The organism is Chloroflexota bacterium (assembly GCA_009840355.1).
Taxonomy (GTDB): Bacteria; Chloroflexota; Dehalococcoidia; order Lucifugimonadales; family JADFKI01; genus Bin90.
Genome location: VXNZ01000029.1, coordinates 25,031 through 46,899, shown reverse-complemented (window position 1 = coordinate 46,899; position 21,869 = coordinate 25,031). Strand labels below are relative to the sequence as shown.

Annotated in this window: 18 protein-coding genes, 2 tRNA genes and 1 other RNA gene; 17 read left to right on the top strand and 4 right to left on the bottom strand. The window is 57.2% G+C overall.

The window, feature by feature from the left end:
• The first annotated feature begins 208 nt into the window (after positions 1-208).
• Positions 209-922 (top strand): ribonuclease activity regulator RraA, encoded by a 714-nt coding sequence (locus F4X57_09155; GenBank protein ID MYC07320.1) that lies wholly within the window; start codon positions 209-211, stop codon positions 920-922.
• A 61-nt stretch (positions 923-983) separates the two neighbouring features.
• On the opposite strand, the gene F4X57_09150 is transcribed toward F4X57_09155, so the two are convergent.
• On the bottom strand, positions 984-1,208 hold the full coding sequence (locus tag F4X57_09150; protein MYC07319.1) for a hypothetical protein: 225 nt from the start codon (positions 1,206-1,208) through the stop codon (positions 984-986).
• 194 nt (positions 1,209-1,402) lie between these two features.
• On the opposite strand from F4X57_09150, the gene F4X57_09145 reads away from it, so the two are divergent.
• Positions 1,403-1,921 (top strand): thiol peroxidase, encoded by a 519-nt coding sequence (locus tag F4X57_09145; GenBank protein ID MYC07318.1) that lies wholly within the window; start codon positions 1,403-1,405, stop codon positions 1,919-1,921.
• Positions 1,922-2,088: 167 nt separating this feature from the next.
• On the opposite strand, the gene F4X57_09140 is transcribed toward F4X57_09145, so the two are convergent.
• The 3 genes from F4X57_09140 to F4X57_09130 all read right to left on the bottom strand — a co-directional run bounded on the left by F4X57_09140 (position 2,089) and on the right by F4X57_09130 (position 4,130).
• Positions 2,089-2,646: a metallophosphoesterase family protein gene (locus F4X57_09140; GenBank protein ID MYC07317.1), complete on the bottom strand. Its 558-nt coding sequence runs from the start codon at positions 2,644-2,646 to the stop codon at positions 2,089-2,091.
• A 25-nt stretch (positions 2,647-2,671) separates the two neighbouring features.
• Positions 2,672-3,100, bottom strand: a complete 429-nt coding sequence (locus F4X57_09135; GenBank protein ID MYC07316.1) for a hypothetical protein — start codon at positions 3,098-3,100, stop codon at positions 2,672-2,674.
• Between the two features lie 379 nt (positions 3,101-3,479).
• Entirely contained in the window at positions 3,480-4,130 is a 651-nt protein-coding gene (locus tag F4X57_09130) for a hypothetical protein (GenBank protein MYC07315.1), read from the bottom strand.
• Positions 4,131-4,448: 318 nt separating this feature from the next.
• On the opposite strand from F4X57_09130, the gene F4X57_09125 reads away from it, so the two are divergent.
• The 15 genes from F4X57_09125 (at position 4,449) to F4X57_09055 (ending at position 21,783) form a co-directional block, all read left to right on the top strand.
• On the top strand, positions 4,449-5,642 hold the full coding sequence (locus F4X57_09125) for a thiolase domain-containing protein (GenBank protein MYC07314.1): 1,194 nt from the start codon (positions 4,449-4,451) through the stop codon (positions 5,640-5,642).
• 45 nt (positions 5,643-5,687) lie between these two features.
• Positions 5,688-6,104 carry a Zn-ribbon domain-containing OB-fold protein gene (locus F4X57_09120; GenBank protein ID MYC07313.1) on the top strand — a complete coding sequence of 139 codons (417 nt, stop codon included), beginning with the start codon at positions 5,688-5,690 and terminating at the stop codon, positions 6,102-6,104.
• A gap of 289 nt (positions 6,105-6,393) precedes the next feature.
• A complete protein-coding gene (locus F4X57_09115; GenBank protein ID MYC07312.1) occupies positions 6,394-8,955 on the top strand; it encodes a hypothetical protein in 2,562 nt (853 codons plus the stop codon).
• Positions 8,956-9,102: 147 nt separating this feature from the next.
• The gene (locus tag F4X57_09110; protein ID MYC07311.1) at positions 9,103-10,761 is read left to right on the top strand and encodes a hypothetical protein; all 1,659 of its coding nucleotides are present in this window, start codon (positions 9,103-9,105) and stop codon (positions 10,759-10,761) included.
• Between the two features lie 26 nt (positions 10,762-10,787).
• Positions 10,788-11,142: a transfer-messenger RNA gene (gene ssrA / locus F4X57_09105) on the top strand.
• A 343-nt stretch (positions 11,143-11,485) separates the two neighbouring features.
• Positions 11,486-13,300: an aminopeptidase P family protein gene (locus F4X57_09100; GenBank protein MYC07310.1), complete on the top strand. Its 1,815-nt coding sequence runs from the start codon at positions 11,486-11,488 to the stop codon at positions 13,298-13,300.
• Between the two features lie 286 nt (positions 13,301-13,586).
• Entirely contained in the window at positions 13,587-14,930 is a 1,344-nt protein-coding gene (locus F4X57_09095) for a GTP-binding protein (protein ID MYC07309.1), read from the top strand.
• Positions 14,918-16,018, top strand: coding sequence for a PQQ-binding-like beta-propeller repeat protein (locus F4X57_09090; protein MYC07308.1), 1,101 nt, complete (start codon positions 14,918-14,920; stop codon positions 16,016-16,018). The genes F4X57_09095 and F4X57_09090 overlap by 13 nt, the downstream gene beginning before the upstream one ends.
• An 88-nt stretch (positions 16,019-16,106) precedes the next feature.
• Complete coding sequence (locus F4X57_09085) at positions 16,107-17,090, top strand: hypothetical protein (GenBank protein ID MYC07307.1); 984 nt, start codon at positions 16,107-16,109, stop codon at positions 17,088-17,090.
• Positions 16,847-17,848 (top strand): hypothetical protein, encoded by a 1,002-nt coding sequence (locus tag F4X57_09080; protein MYC07306.1) that lies wholly within the window; start codon positions 16,847-16,849, stop codon positions 17,846-17,848. Before F4X57_09085 ends, F4X57_09080 begins: the two co-directional genes overlap by 244 nt.
• 42 nt (positions 17,849-17,890) lie before the next feature.
• A complete protein-coding gene (locus tag F4X57_09075; protein MYC07305.1) occupies positions 17,891-18,826 on the top strand; it encodes an ABC transporter permease in 936 nt (311 codons plus the stop codon).
• Between the two features lie 42 nt (positions 18,827-18,868).
• On the top strand, positions 18,869-19,771 hold the full coding sequence (locus F4X57_09070) for an ABC transporter permease (protein MYC07304.1): 903 nt from the start codon (positions 18,869-18,871) through the stop codon (positions 19,769-19,771).
• Positions 19,772-20,077: 306 nt separating this feature from the next.
• Positions 20,078-20,164, top strand: a tRNA-Leu gene (locus tag F4X57_09065).
• 13 nt (positions 20,165-20,177) lie between these two features.
• Positions 20,178-20,252: transfer RNA gene (locus F4X57_09060), tRNA-Cys, on the top strand.
• 217 nt (positions 20,253-20,469) lie between these two features.
• Positions 20,470-21,783, top strand: a complete 1,314-nt coding sequence (locus F4X57_09055; protein ID MYC07303.1) for a glycine--tRNA ligase — start codon at positions 20,470-20,472, stop codon at positions 21,781-21,783.
• Positions 21,784-21,869: the final 86 nt, after the last annotated feature.

Genomic DNA, 21,869 nt, shown 5'->3' with positions numbered 1-21,869 from the left:
GAAAGTTCAGGCATGCCGATAAAATGCTAACCACGATGTCGTTCCCGACGCGCCATCACACACCATTTCCAGCAACGCAGTTCATATTTTCATTACAACGGACAGCCCTATTAACAGCCGCACGCTAAGCGCGTTCACCACGCCGTCAGGCACGGATTAGGCACGCACTAAGCACCCATGAATCACGGCTTACCACACGAGGTAACACATGCCACACATTTCCGATGAAACGCTAGAGATCCTACGCGCCATCCCTACTCAGACGCTTATCGACGCGCAGTGGGTCAAGGGCTGGCCTATGAGTTACATATCAGGCGCGTTGCCACTTCAGCAAGGGCAGCATATGGCTGGCAGGGCGGTTACGCTGCGGTTTGTGCCTCATCGGCCCGACCTGGCGGCGGACAAGCCGAAAGGCGCAGACTCCGCCGAGTATGTCGCCATCGAGATGTGCGGTCCGGGCGAGGTGCTGGTGATCGACGCGATGGGCTGGAAGTATAGCTCGGTCGGCGGCGACATCAAGTTCCTGCGAATGAAGCAGCTCGGCGCGGGCGGGCTGGTTACCGATGGCGGCGTGCGCGACAGCGTGGCGCTGAAGGAATACGGCTTCCCCGTGTATTCGGCGAGCCTCACCGCCAAGCAGGGACCGGCAGAGTTCTGGCCATGGCAGGTAAACGACGCAGTCCAATGCGGCGGCGTTCTAGTACGCCCGGGCGACGCGATTGTGGGCGACGATGACGGCGTTGTGGTCGTACCGCAGAGCATCGTCGATGAGGTGATTCAGATAGCACACGAACGCGAGGAAGTCGAAGAGGTCGTGAAAGCGCAGTTGGAAATCGAGCAGTGCTCGCCAGGGAAGTACTATCCGTTCAATGATGCGACATGGCAGCTGTTCGAGGAGAAGACTGGCAAGAAGCCGGGCTAGTCGTCGCCCGTCTGAGGCTCATGCGTGTACGCGAATTGAGTCAGCACGCTGTTGACGCCGTTCAGCCGCGCCTGCTCCAGTTCGGCATCCGACACCCTTTACCCTGCGCCATGATTTCCGCTCGCAGCTCTTTGCCTTGGGCCTCTATGTCTTTGCCCTGCGCGTCTATCTTCGCTTCCAGCCTGCCGCTCTGCGAATTCATCTGCCACATAAGCGCGAACATTGCAAACAACAGGCCCACTATGATAACCACTGTGCTGAGTAACTGCACCGATGCCGTATCCAAAGCCGTCTCCTTGCGTTCGCTGCGCTGCGGAAGTCTCTATCTCCACAAGGCGATTATAGCATGTAAGCGCCTTGTTATAGCCCTCATAAGTTGCCAGTTGCCCGCCTATGAATTAGACTTTACTCGCGGCGCTAATGCCGCGCAGTGAATCCATTGGCAACTAAATGAAGTCATAGCGAAGAGGAGAAGATCAAATGGAAGAGCGAACCAGAGTATTCGCGGCGGGCGAGAATCAGCTCACGCTGCTGGGACCAGAGATTACCGTTGGGCAGACCGCGCCGAACTTCACGGTGTCGGGCGGCGGCTTGCGGCAGCTGACACTGGACGATTACGCAGGCAAGGTGAAGATTATCGCCTCCGTGCCGTCGTTGGATACCGGCGTATGCAGCGACGAGACCAAGCAGTTCAGCGATTTCGCCAAGTCAATGTCCGATGATATCGTGGTGCTGACTATCAGTATGGACCTGCCCTTCGCGCAGGCTCGCTGGTGCGGCGCGAACGAGGTGGACAACGTGGAAACCGCGTCCGACTTCAAGTCGCGCGAGTTCGGCGATAGCTACGGCGTCCATGTGAAGGAAAACGGCCTGCTCGCCCGCGCGGTCTTCGTGCTGGACAAGAACAACGTGGTTCGCCATGTGGAATACGTGCCACAGATAGCGCAACTGCCAGACTTTGACGCTGCTCTTGCCGCAGCCAACGCAGCGGCCGCATAACGATGCAACGCTTGGGCGTATGAGTTCCTCAAGGTCAAACGCGACATAAGCGCGCTGAACCGCAGTAGCGCTTTACGACACGAACATATGAAAGCGGCACCGCCCAGGCGATGCCGCTTTCCTTTACCATGTTCAATTACCCGGTCCATTGCCATATTCTGCCGGGCTCAGCCGTCTCGCCTGATTTGTAAAGAAAGCGCTTCGCAGGGATTGGGGCGGCCGGTCGTTTCGCCTAGCGGTATGACTTCGGCGCGCAGGCTGCCGGGTGTGAGTTCGAGCAAACCAACGCCGCCTAGCCGCAATTCTTTATGGCGCGGGAATGTGAGGCTGCCGGTGTTCATAATCACCACGCCCTCGCGTTCGTACAGCGTTTCCTGATGCGTATGCCCGCCTATCATTATGTCCATTGGCGTGGGAAACTTCGCGCGCAGATTCTCCATCGGGCGATGCTCTCCCAATTCATGCACCATGCCAATGCGCCAGCCCTCCACTTCTAGCGTCTGCACTTCTTTTGAACGACTGTCGTCATAAGGGTCGTTGTTACCGGTAGCGCACAGCACAGGTGCGAACTGTTCGCACCAGTCCAGCACACGCGTGTATATCAAGTCGCCGCCGTGCAGTATCAGGTCAACCGAGCTGAAGAACTCGGTCGGTTCGGGGCCCAGCTCGTCTAGGTCGCGTATCATATTCGGCAGGTGTGTGTCCGTTAGGAGCCCGATTCTCATCAATAATCCTTACTTAAATCCTTACTTAATCTTCATTCTTCGCCTGTTTCATTAGATAGCTGCCAGAAGGATACAGCACTAATATCACCAGTGTGTCGATTTCCGTCCACCACGCGAAATCATTCTCCAAGTTCAGGACGAACGCAATCCACGAGCGGATGAACCAGAGTATCGCTACGATGGTTGCCCAAAACAGCAGGTTTGCCTCGAAATACTCTCTGGTTAGCCCGCCATCGCTTTCGGACTGATCAAGCACACGCTTACGTTGGAATGATACGACAAGCGCCATCAATAGCCCAAGCAGTATCAGTATGTCGAGCCACCACCATATCGCATTGGCACCTATTTCCACAGGAATGACTAGCCGATAAACATGGCTGAAGCTGAAGAACACAAAGACTGCCACAGCCACGATTGCTTGATACAATCCGAGCAGATACTTCACGTTTAGCATATTACTTCCTCCCTGTTAGACTCATTTTAGACTCATTAGACTTAGCTTCTGCATTCACTTCAACGCACTTCGCCGGCGAATCGGTATCTTACCACACTTAATATAGAGTGTACATTATAATAAGTAAGCCACTACATTCACATGTGTAAGACGATTTCACAATTGCAATTTTTCTCTGTCTTTCCGAACGCAGTAAGGAATCTGAAGCATGTCCCTGCGAAGACAGGGATCGTTGCATGCAAACCTGTTTCCGACTTTAGATTTCTCGCTTCGCTCGAAATGACAAAGACAGCGCAAAATGACAACATTAGGGATTTGTGAAATCGTCTCTCATGTGCTGAAACGCAAGCTCAGGATTTCCGATAAGGCTGGTTCCATGTCATGCGTTTCGCCTCCGCTCTGACTGACGTGCAACGCGGATGTTCCACCATACTATAAGCGGCGTTATGACTATAGTGGGCAGAATCCACGGAATCCACTCAGGTTCCACGCTGACATTCACCACTAGCACGGCGGTTACGGTGGCGATTGTGCCTGCCAGCATGTTAGTCAGATGCCGTTGGATTCGCTGCACTCTGGGCGTAGTCGCAGCACGGTAATATCGCGCGTCCACAACGCTTAGCGCAAGCGCGATTGCACCGAATATCGCCAGCGTAACCCACTGGCTGCTTCCCTGCATTCCAATATACGCCGCGTAGAACCACATCAGCAGCGCCGTCAGCGCCATCACCGCAATCGCAATCCAATCGACCGGCTGCGCGCTGCCGCTATAATTCTTCGCAAACCGCCAGCCTGCGAACACCAAGTAGAAGCTGAAGAAAGCGATGAGCAGCAAGAATATGTCCGCGCCGAGCATCGCTAGCGGCACTGCGGTCAGAAACACCAGCGTCATCGCGAGGGCATAAACCCTGCCCGCGCGTACATGGTTCACACCGCCCTTCGCGGTCAGTAGTGCTACGACGGCAGTCAGCAGCGCGACCGTGCCAGCGCAGATGTGCAGCCAGAGGAGTGCGTTCGCGACGCTGTTCATCGGCACCCCCTTTGGCATTGCCTTTCTAATCAACGTTGACAGGGACGGGATGGTAGCCCTTACCCTGCCCTTTCCCCGTCGAGCCGGGAAGGACATAGGCTACCGTCGAACAGCCTGACTAACCCTATCGTCCGTACACTGTGCGTTGACTGAAACGCTTGCTTGTGCTACCTTTTCGCCGTCCGAATTCGCTGCTTGGGTGTTTCACACGCTAACAGAACGGACGCCAATCATTCAAGTTCTTTGATGACAATTGTCATAAGCCAATTGTCATCCTGAACATCAACACTATGAACATCACTTGAACGGAGGGAAACTATGCCTCAGCGCAGAGAAGCCGCGATAGTCGGCATCCATGAGTACCCGCTAAGGGTGGTGGGGCCCGGCACCAGCGCACTGCAAATCAAGGCGGTATCGGCAATCAAGGCACTCGAAGACGCCGGGCTGTCCGCCAATGACATCGACGCGGTATATGACACCGGCTCGCACCAGGGCATCGGCGGTCTCGGCATCTCCGAGTACCTAGGACTAAAGCCAAGGGTCATCGACAACACGGCAGTCGGCGGTACATCATACGAGTTCCACGCCAACCACGCCGCCAAGATGATCGCAGCCAGCAAATGCGAAGTCGCCCTGCTCACTTATGGCTCGACGGCGCACTCGGACAGACGCAACATCGGCACCGCAGGCGGCACAAGCGTTGGACCGGCGACTCCCGCAGGCAATATGGAAGATTCCTGGGGACAGACTCTCATCGCCAACTATGGCATGGTCAAGAACCGCCACAAGTTCCAGTACGGCACGACTGACGAGCAGTTCGCCGAAATCTCGATCGTAACGCGAAAGCACGCGATGCGCAATCCCGAAGCGGTCAAGGCGATGACCGACCTCGAGTTCGTGGGCGTGAACGAGATTACCGTCCAAGATGTGTTGGACTCGCGCGTTATAGCGCATCCCCTCCATCTGCTCGAATGCTGCATGATTTCGGACGGCGGCGGCGCGGTCATCATCGCATCCCCGGAGGTCGCCGCGAACTGCCGAAAAAAGCCCGCGTGGATTATCGGCACGGGCGAGGCGACCAAGTATCGTGAGAACGGCGGCGACATCACCGTCAGCGCAGGCGCGCAGTCCGGTCCCATCGCCTTCGCGGACGCCGGCGTTACGCCGGGCGAGATCGATGTGCTGATGGCATACGACTCATTCAGCATCACGGTGATGTGCATGATCGAAGACTTGGGCTTCTGCAAAAAAGGCGAAGGCGGAGACTACCTGAGCCAGCGGCATCTCGGCTTCGACGACCCGCGCAAGCCCGCCATGAATACGGACGGCGGCGGCTTGTCATCGAACCATCCCGGCGAGCGAGGCATATTCCTGCTATTCGAGGCGGCGCGGCAGTTGCGCGGCGAATCAACTTCGCAAGTGCCGGACGCCAAACTCGCGGTCGCGGTTGGCAACGGCGGCTCCCTTGGCTCTCGCCACGCGACAGGCGTTACGATACTCGCTGCCGACTAGCGCGAATCCCTGACACCTGAACCCTGATACCTAGGAGACTGAACAATGGCAGGACAGAGACCACTACCCAGATTTCCGGAGCCGGATACCGAACCCTTCTGGGAGGCAACAAAGCGCCACGAACTCATCTATCAAGTCTGCAACAGCACCGGCGAAGTCATATTCTACCCGCGCAAATACTCCCTTCACTGCGACCCGGACGACATCACTTGGCGCACATCAAAGGGCGAAGGCGAAGTCTATACCTTCAGCGTGGTGATGCAGAGCCGCCATCCCGCGTTCGCAGACTTGGGCCCCTACGCGGTAGCCTATGTCGATCTCGACGAAGGCTTTCGCATTATGACGAACATCGTAGGCGTGGACAATCCGGTGGAAGACATCCACTGCGGCATGCGCGTCAAACTTGTCTGGCAAGACCAAGGCGAAGGCGAAGTTTCACTGCCGATGTTCGAGCCTGCGTAGCGCTATCTAATCGCCGTCTGCGCGCTCTGAATGCGCCGGCGCCGACACGATTCCGCAATTTCATAGATTTCAGTACGGTCGCCGTAGTAGAAACATAAGCCATAGTTTTGTTATGATTGTGTTGTTCTGCTCGGCGGCTGTCTGCGTCTGGCAAATCATCTACCATACAAGGAGATTGGCAAATTCGCAGCCTGCAACTACCGTGCGCGAGCCCGAAATCGCATCGGAATCATCAAAGAAACACTACGATATAGCAAACACAAAACCTTGAATAGGGAGAGCCACAGAAATGCCAAACGCAAATGGTTCGGTAATGACGATTGACCGCGTCGCTCTATCCAGTAACAGGACGGCAACGGCCGTCGCGCTGCCCGATTACGACAAGAACCGATTTGAAGAGGTCGGCTTCCTCACCGCTATGACGCTGGTGCTGCTAGGTAACTACTCGCAGACCGGACACTTCGGCGGACCACTTGCCTACACTCCGTACACCGTGATGTCGCACCTCGCCGGTCCTGAAAACGGCGGCATGCGCTTCGACTACCGCCGCCCTAAGCACCCTTACGCGGACAGGTTCATGCTTGCCGGCGGACACAACGCGCCGGTAACCTACGCGCTCTGGATGATTATGGGCGAAGCGCTCGCTCGCAAGCACGCAAAGACCGGCGACCCGCGCTACGCCGTTGACCATGTGCAAGGCATGCTCAGCATCGACTGCCTTGGCTTTAGGCGCGGCGCCGGCGCACTCGCCACATTGCTCGAAGATTTCGACCTGACGTACGCGCCGGAAATGCAGCAGGCAAAGATTCGCGGCATTCGCTCTCTCGCAGGACACTCCGAGACAACCGACCTGACGAACGATGTCAACGGCGGTCCGTCCGGCATCGGCATCGCTACGGCGGCGGGCAAGGCGGCATTCTGGGACATGATGGGGGCACCGGATAGCCTGAAAATTATGGCTATCGAAGGTGAGTTCGCCATGACCTCCGGGCACTCGCAGGAGATGAAGACGGCAGCCGTTGCCCAGCAGGTCGGCAAGCGCCTGCGCATCCTGCTGTCGTACAACAACGCCGGTATCGATGACGAGCTTATCGGCGGCGTCATTCAGCCGCAGTACGATGAATACCGCATCGAAGACCAGTGGGCGGCTTACGGCTGGAATGTCTTTACCATCGACAACGGCAACGACTACGACCAAGTGCTCGGCGTCCTGAAGGCGATGGAAGACTGGGATCCCACTGACGACCGACCGATGATTGTCGTGGGCAACACGGTGAAGGGCTGGTGGCCCGGCGCGGTTAACGGCAGTCTGCCCGGCTACGGCGACCAGATTGTCAGCTACGCGAGCCATCCCTACGGCTTCCCGTTCAACGGCGACTACTTCACCGCGCTGGCGTCCACATTCGAGAGCCGCTTCGGTGTAGAGTTTGAAGGCATCCGCACCGGCAACGCGGCGACCGATATGCGCGAAAGGCTGCTTGAGTTCAAGCGCAACATCGATGTCGCAATGTCCGTGCTGGAGCAAAACGGGCTGGGGGACTGGCTCGCCGACCGACTCGTGGAAATCGGCGACAGCGTGGACGACGACATGCCGCTGCGCATCGACCGCAATGTTGACCCGTTCCTAGACGACCGTCTCGCCGTGGACAACCTGCCCGTCGAAGAGCAGACCGTCAGCATCGCCAACAAGGTTACCGGCGAAGAGAAGGATGTCTCCATCAAGCTCTTCGAGGAACCCGGCAATGTGCGTGGCACGCGCCGCGCAATATCCGAAATCGTCAAGTATGTGAACTACATAACGGACAACAGGTTCGTTATCGTGGCGGCAGACCTTGCCGAGTCCATCAACGTCGAGCACGGTGGGCTTTGGGGACACTACGATCCGGTTACCAACCCGACCGGCACGCGGCTGAAGGCGGCGATTCAGGAAGCGGGCAATGTCTCAACGGCGGTCGGCTTCGTCGGGCAGTCGGCTTCGCTTGACCCGGAGCAGCATGTGGGCGTCTGGGCGCTCAGCGGCAGCTACGGCGCATTCACGCCGCTTATGTACCTGCCTGCCCGTGTGTGGAGTCAGCAAAATCAGGACAGCCCGTTCCGCGTCGGCGTGCTGAACATTCTCGCCGGACACTCCGGACCTGAAACCGCCGCGGACGCGCGCACGCACTTCGGCATTTTCGCGCCGCAGGTGTGGAAGCTCTTCCCGCGCGGACAGGTAGTCACGCTCAGCTTCTGGGACTACAACGATGTCGCGCCGGGATACTTCGCCGCAGCCGAGATTGCCGCGCGCGATCCGAAGGTTGGCGTTATCGTGCTGGAAGTGGCGCGCCCGGACTTCCCCGTCGCAGACCGCAGCACATTCGCGGACACCGATCTTACCGCAGCGGCAAAGGGCTTCTATGTCATCCGCGACTTCGACCCGGACAAGCCCAAGCAGGGCTATGTGGTAGTGCAAGGTTCGTCGTCAACGGTCAACTTGGTGAACGCGCTGCCGCGCCTCGAAGCCGACGGCGTCAATGTCAAGGTTATCGCCGCGATTAGCGAGGAACTATTCGCGCGCCAGCCCCAAGAGTACCGCGATTCCGTGTTCCCGCCTGAGGCAATCTACGACATGGCGGTCGTAACCACCGGCACGCGTCGCATGTGGCCCGTGCAGAACGCAGGACCTCTGACGGACGAGTACTCGCTGGTGTCCGACTGGGACAACCAGTGGCTAACCGGCGGCACGGAAGCCGACGTAATCGCCGAGGCGCACCTCGACACCGAATCCATCTACAACGGCATCAAGCGCTTCGCGCTAGACCACGACGCGCGCATCAGCCGGCAAGCAGGCTTAGTCGCAGCACTAAAGTAGTCGCCAAGTCTCATCAATCAAAATGCAGGGGCAGGTCTCGTACCTGCCCTTTTCCTTTATTCCGCGGCGGTTCCCGTCAAACTTGTGCCATCCCTGCTTATGCGATAACTTCTGGAGACAGAAACATTCGTCTGGGAGGTTAATGAGATGCTGACCGAATACGAAACCGGCTTTACGATACTGGAAACCCCCGAACTTGCCGGCAGCGCCCTGCTCGCGAATGTTGCGGACAGGCTGGAATACCTGCTCGCAGACAGAAGGAACAAGGCTTCCTCCGTCTCCACTGAACGCGAGATTTCGGCATCTTTCGGCTATGCAATCATCGGTGCGGACCGATCGCATCCAGTTGACTCAGAACACACCCTTCGTATTCAAGCGAGACTCTGCACCGAAGGGCAGGCGGTTACGGCGCAGGTTCGCACGCGATTCGTTTCAGCCGACGACAACGACCCGGCTGACCTGACGGCTGGCCCCCCGCTCATACTGAAACAGACCGTGGATGACTACGACTGCAAAATTGGAACAGACCAATTCCAATACCATTTCAGGAGGGAAGTGTTTCTGGTTGAGGATGCGCCAACCGCTCGCGATGTGATGGGTTTCATCACCAACCCCAATCGTAAGATTCCTGTCCTCATACTGACAGACGACCCTAACGGTAATACTGCGATAGAACCTCAGCTGGTGTTTGATTATCTGCTCGGATTGGCGTTGGTAGTCCGCTTTGTAGGCAACACTTCGAGCCATATCAAGGATGCCACGAGAGAGGCTTGCTACAACGGCGCAATGCGCTTTTACTGGCCGGGTCGCAGTGTTAGCAAGTTCTACTGGCCATCCGACGCAGCAAATATCAGCCCCGCACAGTTTCAAAGAGACTGCATCGAAAACGCCGAACTTCACGACCTTAATGGCGACTTCGAGCAGATATTCAGTGAAGTGCGGACACGAGTCATTCGTGAGCAAAGAATGGAGCGGGAGCAGTATGCGCACGGAGAGACTTCGGCGCAACTGGCTCAGGCGTTGGAGCGGATATCCGAATTGGAGGAGGAATCCGAAGAAGCCGAGGCGAAGCATGCGCAGACGGTTGACGAACTGCTAGAGCAGCTAAACAGCGTTAGGACGAATTTGACATCGGATTCGGACAGAAACAAAGAAATCCGAAGACAAAGGGCGGAGATAGCGTCGCTGAGGGGGATACGCAAGAAACTGGAAGACGCTAATGGGGAGTTGAGAAGGATTCAGAAAGTAGATGAAGATACAATTGAGAAATTGACCTTGCGAAACAAGGAACTAGCAGCCGCGAACATGCCTGCAATTGCTGGAAACGATCTTGATGACGGACTTCAACTTACAGGCACTGCTCGTATAGACAACATCACCATTCTTAACCATGCCATCAACATTTATCGCGACCCTGCGCGGCGTTATGTCATTAATTCTCTGAGAAAGCGTTACGAAGATGTAGCAGACCTGTGCGATGTCATAGAGCGCATTATGAACAGCGACGACGATGTAAGACGTCTGCGAGAGGCTAAGATAGAAAAGCGCCCTCAGGATGGCATTGATGTGAACCACTTTGAGCACATCATCATGGACAATAGGGCATGTTTTGCCGAAAAGCCCAGACTCTCCACGAGAATGTCCGATGTTCGGCAAGTTCGGAATACCGCCGCTCACCCGAAATACAACGGTATAGATAGCCTTAGGGCGAAGGACGGCATCAACAAGGTGGCGCGCGCATTGAGGGAAATGGACAATAACGATGACAGCAAGCTTGTTGAGCGGTTGCTGTCACTTGTGCGCTAGGATGTGCTACAATATCACCAGCAAGTGGGGACGCGCAGGTTCGACAGGGAGCCGTCTTCGCAAGATTGCAGGCCGAGGCGCCACGCACCGCGTTAAAAGTGGCAAAAAAGTAACTGGCAACGACAAAGAGTTTGCCCTAGCCGCCTAACCGCGGCTACATCCGCCATCTCTTCCCTCCGAGAGAGGTGACCGGGTGCCATATTATCGGGGGAAAGCCTGACAGACGCCGATACGAAAAGGCTTAACCCATCGGCTGGCTCTGCGAAGTGACCCGTCGGTAGGCGCTTCATAGAGCGAGACTCAATTACCGACTAAGCCTGTAGTACATCTTAGCCGAAGGGTTTTCTGGACGGGGAGTGCGACTCTCCCCCGTCTCCACCATTCCGCCCAAAACACACTTTCCGGGCATCACGCACTGCTACGCCCCCTTCCGGTTTCCTCGCCACGCGCCGGCATGGCAAACCAATTGCGGCAGTCCCTACCCTGCTGTCATCGCCCCATACTGCCCATCCTATTCATCCATGTCACTTCCCCTCTCGCCGTATAACGGATGCCACCCAATATGCACTTTGACCTAAGTCAATGCCAGCGTTTATTATTGAGTTTCTGCCAAAGTCGCGGAATAAGCCGCTCAATATGGGGCGAAGGTTCGGTTCAGTGCAATTTACAGCCTGTAAGTGAACCGGAATCAGTTTAGATTGTTTTCAAAGGAGCATCGATAATCATGGCAGACACCAAGCAAACACTGTCCAATCGGCTTAGCAGCCTCCACCGCCTGATGGCAGAGGCACAGATAGACGCTTATCTCGTAACCTCGTCCGACGCCCACCTCAACGAATATGTGCCTGCATACACGCGCCGCCGGACGGCAATCACCGGCTTTCGGGGATCCGCCGGCGACGCCCTGATATGCCCGGACAAGAGCCATCTGTTCGTAGATTCCCGCTACCACATTCAGGCGGACGACGAGGTTGACCACGACAATTTCCGAGTCCACAAGCTCGGGCTTGCCAAGGAAAAGACCCTTCGCCAGTGGTTGACCGAGTTGGAAAAGGAATCGGGAAGCATTCGCGTGGGATTCGACCCATTCGTAGTCTCGATGCAGGAAATCAAAGTGTACAAGTCCGCCCTGAAATCCCCGGATAGCGCACTGGTGCCGGTCAACGTCAACCTTGTGGACGCCGTTTGGGACGAGCAGCCGCAACCGCCTGCCAATGCCATCTATCAGCTGCCGGACGAGGTTACCGGTCGCAGCGTCGCCGAGAAGCTTGCCGACATCCGCAAAGAGATGGATGCTGCGGGCGCAACACTACTGGTACTGACCAAGTTGGACGAGATTGCATGGGTAACTAACCTGCGGGGCGGCGATATTGAATACAATCCTGTGTTCGAGGGCTATCTGGTGATTGACCCTGAGAATGCCACCTGCTTCACCCGAGTCTCTCCCCCCGGCGAGGTAACGGAAGCCCTGACCTCGCTAATCGACTTTCAGCCCTATGATGCCTACTCCGAAGTGATCGAGCGTTACGGCGCCGAAGCCTCGGGCATGGTCTGGCTGGACCCCAGCGGGACAACCATGGGCACCCTGTTGATGCTCCACGAAGATCAAGAGCTACTGGAAATGCCCAATCCAACCGTGGCGTTAAAGGCAGCCAAAAACGAAGCGGAAATTACCGCTGCCCGAAACTCCCACCGGCACGCCGCCGCCGCCAAAATCCGCAGCTTCAAACGCCTACATGACTCAATCAATGCGGGCGAGACTGTCAGCGAAGCGGATTACTGCCAGATATTGTACGACGAGTACTCCAGCGAGGAAGGATTCAGCGACCTCAGCTTCACCACCATCGCCGGTGCCGGCGCCAACGGGGCGATCGTCCACTACGCCGACGCCAGCCCCGACGTTCCCATCCGCGACGATGAACTGTTCCTTGTTGACTCCGGCGTGCAACTCATGGGCGGCACTACGGACGATACCCGCACGGTGGTCGTTGGGGAACCCTCGGCACGCCAGAAGGAAGTTTACACCCTGGTCCTGCGGGGCCACATCAAACTCGCAATGCAGAAATTCCCCGAAGGAACCGGAGGGGTTGCCCTCGACGCCCTGGCGCGTACTTTCCTGTGGAACGCTGGGCTAGACTTCGGGCACGGCACAGGACACGGCGTCGGCGCATTCCTAAACGTCCACGAAGGCCCACAGCGAATCTCTCCCCGTGGCGCAGACGAGCCATTCAAGGCCGGTATGATTGTCTCCAACGAACCCGGCTATTATGAGGCAGGATGGGGCGGCATTCGTCTGGAAAACCTGTACGTTGTCCTCCCGGACGAGGAGCTTCCAGAGCATCCCGATGGAAGGAAGTGGCTGCGGATGGATTCGCTGACATTGATTCCATTCGAGAAGAAGCTCATTAACTGGGATCAACTTTCCCGCGAGGAACGCCAGTGGCTGGATGAATATCACCAACAGGTATGGGACACCATCGCACCCATGCTGGAGGGCGAGGACCGGGAGTGGCTGCAAGAGGCTTGCCAGAATCCCTAGTTGGTGCAGACCGGGACGCGCCCCTATGCCATGCCTACTTGTGCTATGGCGGTAGCGCATCCTGCCGGTAAGTCTTGGAAGGCATGCAGCCACACTTCCTTCGACAATAGACCCTACGCGCGGCAACGGCGCCAGTTGGCGACCGTTGCCGTTCTCTATTAATTTGATTGACAGCGATTGTGCCTGCGGTGTACGATTCAATGTTGCCTGCAATGGTATGCAGTATCAAAAGGCAACATGTTGTAATGGTATGCACTATGAGTAATGCGCTATGGAGGGTTTGCATATGACTTTAGCTCAAAAAGTGCCAGTTACCATCCTTACAGGATTTCTTGGTTCGGGTAAGACAACCCTGCTCAACCGGATTTTGACTGAGGAACATGGTAAACGGATTGCGGTGATTGAGAACGAATTTGGAGAGGTTGGAATTGACCAGGCGCTCGTCATCAACGCTGACGAGGAAGTCTTTGAGATGTCGAACGGTTGCCTCTGCTGCACAGTGCGCGGAGACCTGATTCGGGTGCTCAACAACCTCAACAAGCGCCGCGACAAGTTTGACTATGTGTTGGTGGAAACCACCGGGCTTGCCGATCCGGGTCCGGTCGCCCAGACATTCTTTATGGACGAAGAACTTGCCGCTGAGTACGCCCTCGACGGCATCGTTACGCTCGTTGATGCGGCACACATTGAACAGCAGCTCGGTCGCAGCGACGAAAGCACGGAGCAGATAGCTTTCGCCGACGTCCTAGTTCTCAACAAGACGGACCTTGTCAAAGATGAAGCGCTGGACAGACTGGAATCTCGGATTAGAGACATCAACCGAATGGCACAAGTCGTACGCAGTGAGCACGCGAACGTTCCCGTCAAAACCGTACTGGATCTCGGCGCCTTTGACCTGGACCAGGTACTTGATCGTCGTCCCACTTTCCTAGAGCCTGAGTATCCTTTCGAATGGACGGGAGTATATTCGCTGGACAAAGGCCGCTACGAGCTTACTCTGGAAGAGGGCCCCGACCCGACGATGTCACTGGTCGTTGTTTCCGAACAAGGCGCGGATGATGCCGCCCTCCGTGATAGCGCGGAGTGGTGTGTGCGGCAGTACGCCGAACCTGCGCAGTCTATTCAGCCGGGCGAAGACATTCCCGCAGACGAGCATGTGAACCTCCAGCTCGATTATCCGGGACGCAAGTCATTCTTCCTTAATGCCGATAGTCCCGTACAGGTCGGCATCTACGCCCAGCACCTCGCCGAGGAATTCGACATCAAATTAAACGCAGATGGGGCGGTGGTGCACCCCGAAGTTGAACGAACCTGGGTGGCACAGCACGAACACGACGATGAGGTAGGCTCCATTTCAATTGAGGTGGAAGGCGATGTAGATGCCGAAAGGCTCAACAGCTGGCTTGGCAGGCTGCTTATGGAACGTGGCGTGGACATATTCCGAATGAAGGGCTTCATCAGTGTTGCCGGAGAATCGCGCCGATTCGTCTTCCAAGGAGTTCACATGCTGTTTGATGGGCAGCCGGACCGGGAATGGGGCGAAGAGCCTCGCCGCAATCAGCTCGTATTCATCGGTCGCAACCTGGATGAGCAGGGCATGCGGGAGGGATTCGAAGCATGTCTAATCTAAACACCCTCAGAAGGGGTGTCTTATCCCAAGGCTGGTCTGCGGAAGTCGGCGACTACGCAATAGCCGGAGGATGGTGCCTTCAGGGCGACGCCCTGGTTGTCGGCGATGCCGAAGGTGGCATTTACGCATTCAACGGCGAGTCAGGGGAGACCGCTTGGGCGCAGAACGGCGTCCATGACTTAGGAGTACTTGCCGTTGCAGTCCACCCCAACGGCAACGAGTTCGCCACCGCGGGGCAGGATGGAAAAGCCTTAATCTGGAACGCCGTAGAACGCCAAGTAAGCCGTACTATCGATTTTGGCAACGGTTGGGTGGAAAATGTCGCATGGTCTCCGGACGGCAAACGGTTCGCGGTATCCTGCTCCAGACAGGTTCGCGTTTATGACACGGACGGTGGCGAGCTTTGGCAGTATGACGATCATCCCAGCACCGTCAGCGCGATCGCATGGTCCGGCGCCGGGGATCTGGCGACGGCATGCTACGGTCAAGTAGCTTTCCTAGACGGGTCAAATGGCAAAATTGGCCAAAAGCTAGAGTGGCAAGGCTCCCTAGTTTCGATGGTGCTGAGCGCCGACGGAGGGATCGTAGCCTGTGGCAGTCAGGACAACTCGGTGCATTTCTGGCGTCGCAGCACCGGGCAGGACTCCATGATGACCGGTTATCCGGCAAAGCCGTCGGCACTGGCTTTTGACGATACCGGCACACTCTTGGCAACCGGCGGCGGCGATGCCGTTATGGTCTGGAGCTTCGACGGAAGCGGACCTGAAGGCACGCGGCCCGGCGTACTTGAGCATCATCTTCAACCCATAACCACGCTTGCCTTCGCTCCCGGCGAGATGCGTTTGGCATCGGGCGGACGCGATGGCTCTGTGGCGGCGTGGTCGCTGCAGCGAAATGGAGAAGGCAGCCGGATAGGGGTAGAAAATGTAGGCAGCTCAGTGTCCCAACTGTACTGGCGGCCTGACGGACAAGCGCTTGCCGCCCTGAACGCGCAGGGTGGCATAACGGTTTGGCGCATGCAGGCAGAGCCACGCCTGAGCAGAGCTGACCGCCGCCGCATGTTGCGGCGTCGTGGGGGAAGCAGCTGATTCTACGCGTGTATATCGAGCAGTTAACCCGTTGCATCTGAGTCAATGCATCGGCATTTGTCAATCAACAATCATCCGGAGGATAATTTTGCCCATAGGAAACTCAAAAATCAAGCATCTAATGCCGTTGGCGTTAGTATTCGTCCTGGCGTTTGCCTTTGCCTGCGGGTCGGCAGAAACCCCGCCGGCAGCCACTCAAGCACCAGCAGCTACACAAGCACCAGCACCAGCAGCCACTCAAGCACCGGCAGCTACACAAGCACCAGCACCAGCAGCCACTCAAGCACCGGCAGCCACTCAGGCGCCGGCAGCCACCGCAGCGCCACAACAACCCGCCGCAGCCCCCACTGCCGCAGACGAACGTCCTACCCTGAATGCGGGCGTCATTTGGCTTGACAGCCCTCTGGACCCAGTGAAGAGCGGCTGGGTCGCCAACCAGTCCGGGATGTCGGAGAACTTGTTCCGGCTGTCAGGAACCGATCTCAGTCCCGAACCATGGTTAGCAACATCCGCTGAGCAGATAGACCCGTTGACATGGGAAATTGCGCTCCGGACAGATGTCAAGTTCCACAATGGCAACCAGATGGATGCTGAGGCAGTCAAGGCATCCTTGGAGAGGACAGTCCGGTTGTCTGCGGCATCCGCGGACAATCTGGGCATCGACTCCGTGTCTGCCAAGGATGACCATACCGTCACGGTTACTACGACAGAGCCGCGACCGACCTTGCCAGGCTTGTTGACTTCCCCGGCAACGGCGATTACCGACGCGGTAGCGGCTGACGCCGCAGGGGAGGGCAATTTCATTGCCGCAGGCGCCCTAAACCCTACATCCCCACCGAATATATCCAGAAAGAGCGCCTTAGCAGCATCGCTAACGACGACTACTGGGGTGGAATGCCACCATTGGCAGGCATTGAGCATTTTGCCATTCCCGACACCAACAGCCGGGAGCTCGCCTTACAGTCCGGGGATATTGACATTGCCATCAACATTTCGCCCAATGGCGCCGCGACAATCGACGCACAGCCGGGAATGCACAGCCAATCCGCCCCAATTGGCACATCCGTGGTGATGTGGTGGGTTAATTTCGAGCGTGGCACGTTGTCTGACCCGTTGGTGAGACGAGCGATGGCGCACGCCATCGACCGCGAGAGCATTTCAGGCGTGGTGGACACAGAAGCGAGCGGGGTCTTCGCTGAACTTCTGCTTCCGGAAGCTTTCGTGTCTTGTCCTGAAGTGAGCGCGCCAGCCTACGATCCTGATCGAGCTCGCGAACTGCTGGCAGAAGCAGGATATACCGACACCGACGGCGACGGCTTCGTTGACAAGAATGGCGAACCGCTGGAACTAATCATCGGCGGCTATCCCGAACGATTCCGGTTGCCAGTTATGGCAGAGGCAGCCCAAGCGATGCTCATAGATGTGGGCATTAAAGCCGATGTCCGCATTACTGAATGGACAGTGGTCAACGAGCCGGCATGGGATCTCTTTGGATGGTTCAATAACGTAGTCGAAACCGGAGACCCCGTGGTAAACGTCAGCAAATACGCCGGTCTTCGCGCCGACGCCACTGGAAGCGGCGCCAACAACTACGGGCACTACGACAGTTCCAAACTGGTTGACATAGTCGCCAGAGCCGCTGACGTATCCGATATCGAGCAGCGAAAGGAAATCGCCTGCGACGCCCTAGCCGTAGTAACCGACGATACCGCGTTTATGCCGGTGTCGCATGTGTACATGGTTTACGGTGTCAGCGAACAGGTAACCGATTTCGAGCCGCACCCCACCAGCCTCTATTTCTTCGACCACCGAATTGGACTCGCGGAATAATTACGCGCAGCAATAGCCTAGGAGAAGGAGGACAGCGCCAACATGGGAGCATACATGGTGCGACGGTTGGTAACGCTGCCTCTGATGCTCCTAGGCATCTCCGCTGTAACCTTCACTTTACTTAATCTGGCGCCCGGCAATCCCGCCGAGATTGTCGTGCGCCAGCGCAACCCTGGGCAGATACCCAACCCAGCCGAAGTGTCCGCCATGCGCATAGAGCTGGGCTTGGACGCACCGGTTCCGACGCAGTACGTTCGCTGGATGACCCGTGCATTGACTGGCGACCTGGGCCGCTCCTATGTGACGGAGCAGCCCGTTGCAGCACAGCTTGCCCGGCGCACCGTGCCGACAGTCTTGCTCACTGCAGTTTCTTTTGCCCTCGCTCTGCTAGTCGCCGTGCCAGTGGGCATCCTGTCCGCACAACGTCGCGGCGGCATCCGAGATTCCGCAGCGCGCTTGGCGGCGCTGGTTGGCGCGGCGGCGCCATCCTACGCTCTTGCCTTCGGACTGATCATCTTGTTCGCCGTGAAACTGTCTTGGCTACCTGCCCTGGGCTACGGTTCGGTGGCGCATATCGCGCTTCCTGCCATTGCCCTGTCCCTTGCGCCTATGGCGCAGCTGATGCGACTAATACGCGCCAGTATGCTGGAGGTGCTTGGGCAAGATTACATACGCACGGCGCGGGCAAAAGGGCTATCCGAAAAACTCGTCGTCTCCGGACACGCACTTCGTAACGCACTGCTGCCTGCCATCGGGGCTACGGGGGTGCATCTAGGCTACCTGCTCGGCGGAGCCGTGATAGTGGAGACCATCTTTACTTGGCCCGGACTGGGACAACTGATGGTGGGCGCGGCTCTAACCCGTGACTACCCAGTAGTGCAGGGGTTCGTAACTTACATCGCTGTGGTCGTGTTGTTAGTCAACTTGGCGGCGGACGTTGCCCTCCGCGTCGCAGACCCTCGCCTGCGTTTCAGTTAAGAGGAGGTGTAGCGACTGATGAGGAGCAATACCAAACACGCTATGGAGCGTGTCGTTTCTCCGCCTAAACGAGGCATATTCCCGTCCAAAAGCAGCGGTTCCCGTCGGCGGCGTCAGTGGACAGCGCTGCTGCGGGAACCCGGCACAGCATTGGGCTTGTTCCTGGTGGTATCGCTGTTGCTAGCAGGCATATTCGCGCCATGGCTTCCCCTGGATGACCCCACCCGGATAAACTTGCCCGAACGATTGCTCTCTCCTTCGACGGAGCAGCTACTGGGGACCGACCACCTGGGACGGGACACATTCAGCCGAATCATCTACGGAGCTCGCTTGACCCTGCTCGCAGCAGCAGCAACCTTGGCGCTCAGTATGACTATCGCACTGATAGTGGGCATACTATCCGGGTACCACGGCGGGTGGCTGGACACGGCGTTGATGGGCGTGGTGGACCTACTGCTGGCATTTCCTTCGCTTATCCTGGCTCTGGCAGTGGCAGGCGCATTGGGCCCCGGCCTGTTCAATGTGTTACTTGCCGCTGGAGCAGTGTGGTGGGTGGGCCACGCTCGCGTCATACGCGGAATCACCTTAGGGGCGCGACAGATGGAGTATGTAACTGCAGCGCGGGCAACCGGAGCTGGCAACCTTCGCATCATCCTTCGGCATATTGCTCCTAACATCCTGGGACCAATTATAGTAATCGCATCTTTGGACGTCGGCTGGATTATCCTAGGCATCGCTGGGCTTAACTTCTTGGGTCTTGGGGCTCAACCGCCCGCGCCGGAGTGGGGAGCAATGCTCAACGACGCGCGTCCTCACCTCCAGACAGCGCCTCGGCTGTTGTTATTGCCCGGAGCTGCCATCTTTGTCACTGTGCTGGGGTTCAACCTGCTAGGCGACGGCATCCGAGACCTTCTCGATCCTCGCATCCGTCGAGCACGGGGATGATGGAGAGACAGATACTCCACAAGAATCCCTCCGTGTACAGGGTTGATTACGGATGTCCTTGATCTGTGCCGGAATTGCGACATAAGTAAGAATGGCAAGCAATCCCTCGTCTCTATCAGTCTCTTCATAAAAATTGTCTGAATCCGCAGACAAGTCGGACGTTTTGTTGCCCAGTCGCCCTTGTATTTTTGCCTGATTTTCGTGCGCAAAAGTGGACAATTTTCGTGGCTTTGGCTATAATTGTCGGACTGGACAGCCGACAGCCTGAGACGCGCTCATTTTCGGCGCTCTCTGATGGAGCACTAAGCCGAGGTGGTGGAATTGGTAGACACGCAGCGTTGAGGGCGCTGTGGCCGCAAGGCTGTAGGAGTTCGAATCTCCTCCTCGGCACCAAAGTCCTGTATCTGGCGACGTAGCCAAGTGGTTAAGGCGGGGGTCTGCAAAACCCCTATCGGCGGTTCGAATCCGCCCGTCGCCTCCAGAACATTTTTTGATCGCCCGCGACACCATTCGCGGGCTTTCCTTATCCACGCATCCGCGATTCCCTACGCCCTGCCCTGCCACTTTGATATAATCTTCACTAACGGCGCCGCGAATAGCCCTGACGTCGCGTGTATATCTGAGGCCAGAGGAATCTAACACCAAGAGAAAAGGTTAAAAGCATAGTGACAGAAGGCAGCAGCACATCAACAGTCGATTTGGACGCCCTCGCATCGCTTGCCAAGCAGCGCGGGTTCATTTTCCAAAACAGCGAGATTTACGGCGGCATGGCGAGCACTTGGGACTACGGCCCGCTCGGTGTGGAGCTCAAGCGCAACATCAAGGACGCTTGGTGGCGCACATTCGTCTGGGAGCGCGACGATATGGTCGGGCTGGACTCGTCCATCCTGATGCACCCGGAAGTCTGGCGCGCGAGCGGACATGTCGATAGCTTCACCGATCCGCTCGTTGACTGCCGCGTTTGCGGCCGGCGCTGGCGGGAAGACCAGCTCGAAGAGCGCAAGTGCCCTGCCTGCGGTGGCGAACTCACTGAAGCGCGCAACTTCAACCTGATGTTCAAGACATTCGTCGGACCTGTCGAAGACGACGCCTCGATCGCCTTTCTGCGACCGGAGACGGCACAAGGCATATTCGTCAACTTCGAAAATGTGCTCAACTCATCGCGCAAACGGCTGCCTTTTGGCATCGCGCAAATCGGCAAGGCGTTCCGCAACGAAATTACGACCGGCGGCTTCATCTTCCGCACGCGCGAGTTCGAGATGATGGAAATCGAGTATTTCGTTGAACCCGGCACAGACGAAGAACTGCACGAGAAGTGGATTCAGGATTGCCTTGGCTGGTACACCGGGCTGGGCGTCGATAGCGACAGGCTGCGAGTGCGCGCCCACACTGCTGACGAACTGTCCCACTACTCCAAGGCGACCTACGACATCGAGTACCTGTTCCCGTGGGGATGGGGCGAAATTCAGGGCATCGCCAACCGCACGGACTACGACCTGAAGGCGCACTCTAAGAGCAGCGGACACGGGCTGACATATTTCGATCAGCCGGCGAACAAGCGGTACACGCCCTATGTCGTAGAACCGGCCGCGGGTGTTGACCGCGCTGTTATGACCTTCTTGGTGGATGCCTATACCGAAGAGGAAGCGCCAACCGCGAGCGGCGGCACCCAGAAGCGGGTGCTGCTGAAACTACATCCCACGATTGCGCCCGTCAAGGCGGCGATTCTACCGCTCAGTCGCAATCAGCGGCTCGTGCCGCTTGCGCGCGAGGTGTACGACAAGGTGCGGCGGAGTGGAGCGATCGACGGCTTCGTACAATACGATGACGCGCAGAGCATCGGCAGGCGTTACAGGCGGCAAGACGAAATCGGCACGCCGCTGTGCATCACCGTCGATTTCGATTCGCTCGACGACAACGCCGTTACCATACGCGACCGCGACACGATGGAGCAGGCGCGCATCCCAATCGACACGCTGGACGCCGAATTGAGCGCGCGCCTACGGGTGTAATTGCGCACGGTTATCATGGGCGCTATTCAGCGGCACGGGTATATGATACAGGTTTCAATTCAAGCACAGGTACTCTAATCTCATTT

Coding starts and splice junctions, on each gene's coding strand:
- F4X57_09115 (MYC07312.1), top strand. CDS start 6,394: ATGCCAAACGCAAATGGTTCGGTAATGACGATTGACCGCGTCGCTCTA.
- F4X57_09135 (MYC07316.1), bottom strand. CDS start 3,100: ATGCTAAACGTGAAGTATCTGCTCGGATTGTATCAAGCAATCGTGGCT.
- F4X57_09095 (MYC07309.1), top strand. CDS start 13,587: ATGACTTTAGCTCAAAAAGTGCCAGTTACCATCCTTACAGGATTTCTT.
- F4X57_09145 (MYC07318.1), top strand. CDS start 1,403: ATGGAAGAGCGAACCAGAGTATTCGCGGCGGGCGAGAATCAGCTCACG.
- F4X57_09090 (MYC07308.1), top strand. CDS start 14,918: ATGTCTAATCTAAACACCCTCAGAAGGGGTGTCTTATCCCAAGGCTGG.
- F4X57_09130 (MYC07315.1), bottom strand. CDS start 4,130: ATGAACAGCGTCGCGAACGCACTCCTCTGGCTGCACATCTGCGCTGGC.
- F4X57_09155 (MYC07320.1), top strand. CDS start 209: ATGCCACACATTTCCGATGAAACGCTAGAGATCCTACGCGCCATCCCT.
- F4X57_09075 (MYC07305.1), top strand. CDS start 17,891: ATGGGAGCATACATGGTGCGACGGTTGGTAACGCTGCCTCTGATGCTC.
- F4X57_09140 (MYC07317.1), bottom strand. CDS start 2,646: ATGAGAATCGGGCTCCTAACGGACACACACCTGCCGAATATGATACGC.
- F4X57_09125 (MYC07314.1), top strand. CDS start 4,449: ATGCCTCAGCGCAGAGAAGCCGCGATAGTCGGCATCCATGAGTACCCG.
- F4X57_09110 (MYC07311.1), top strand. CDS start 9,103: ATGCTGACCGAATACGAAACCGGCTTTACGATACTGGAAACCCCCGAA.
- F4X57_09070 (MYC07304.1), top strand. CDS start 18,869: ATGGAGCGTGTCGTTTCTCCGCCTAAACGAGGCATATTCCCGTCCAAA.
- F4X57_09100 (MYC07310.1), top strand. CDS start 11,486: ATGGCAGACACCAAGCAAACACTGTCCAATCGGCTTAGCAGCCTCCAC.
- F4X57_09120 (MYC07313.1), top strand. CDS start 5,688: ATGGCAGGACAGAGACCACTACCCAGATTTCCGGAGCCGGATACCGAA.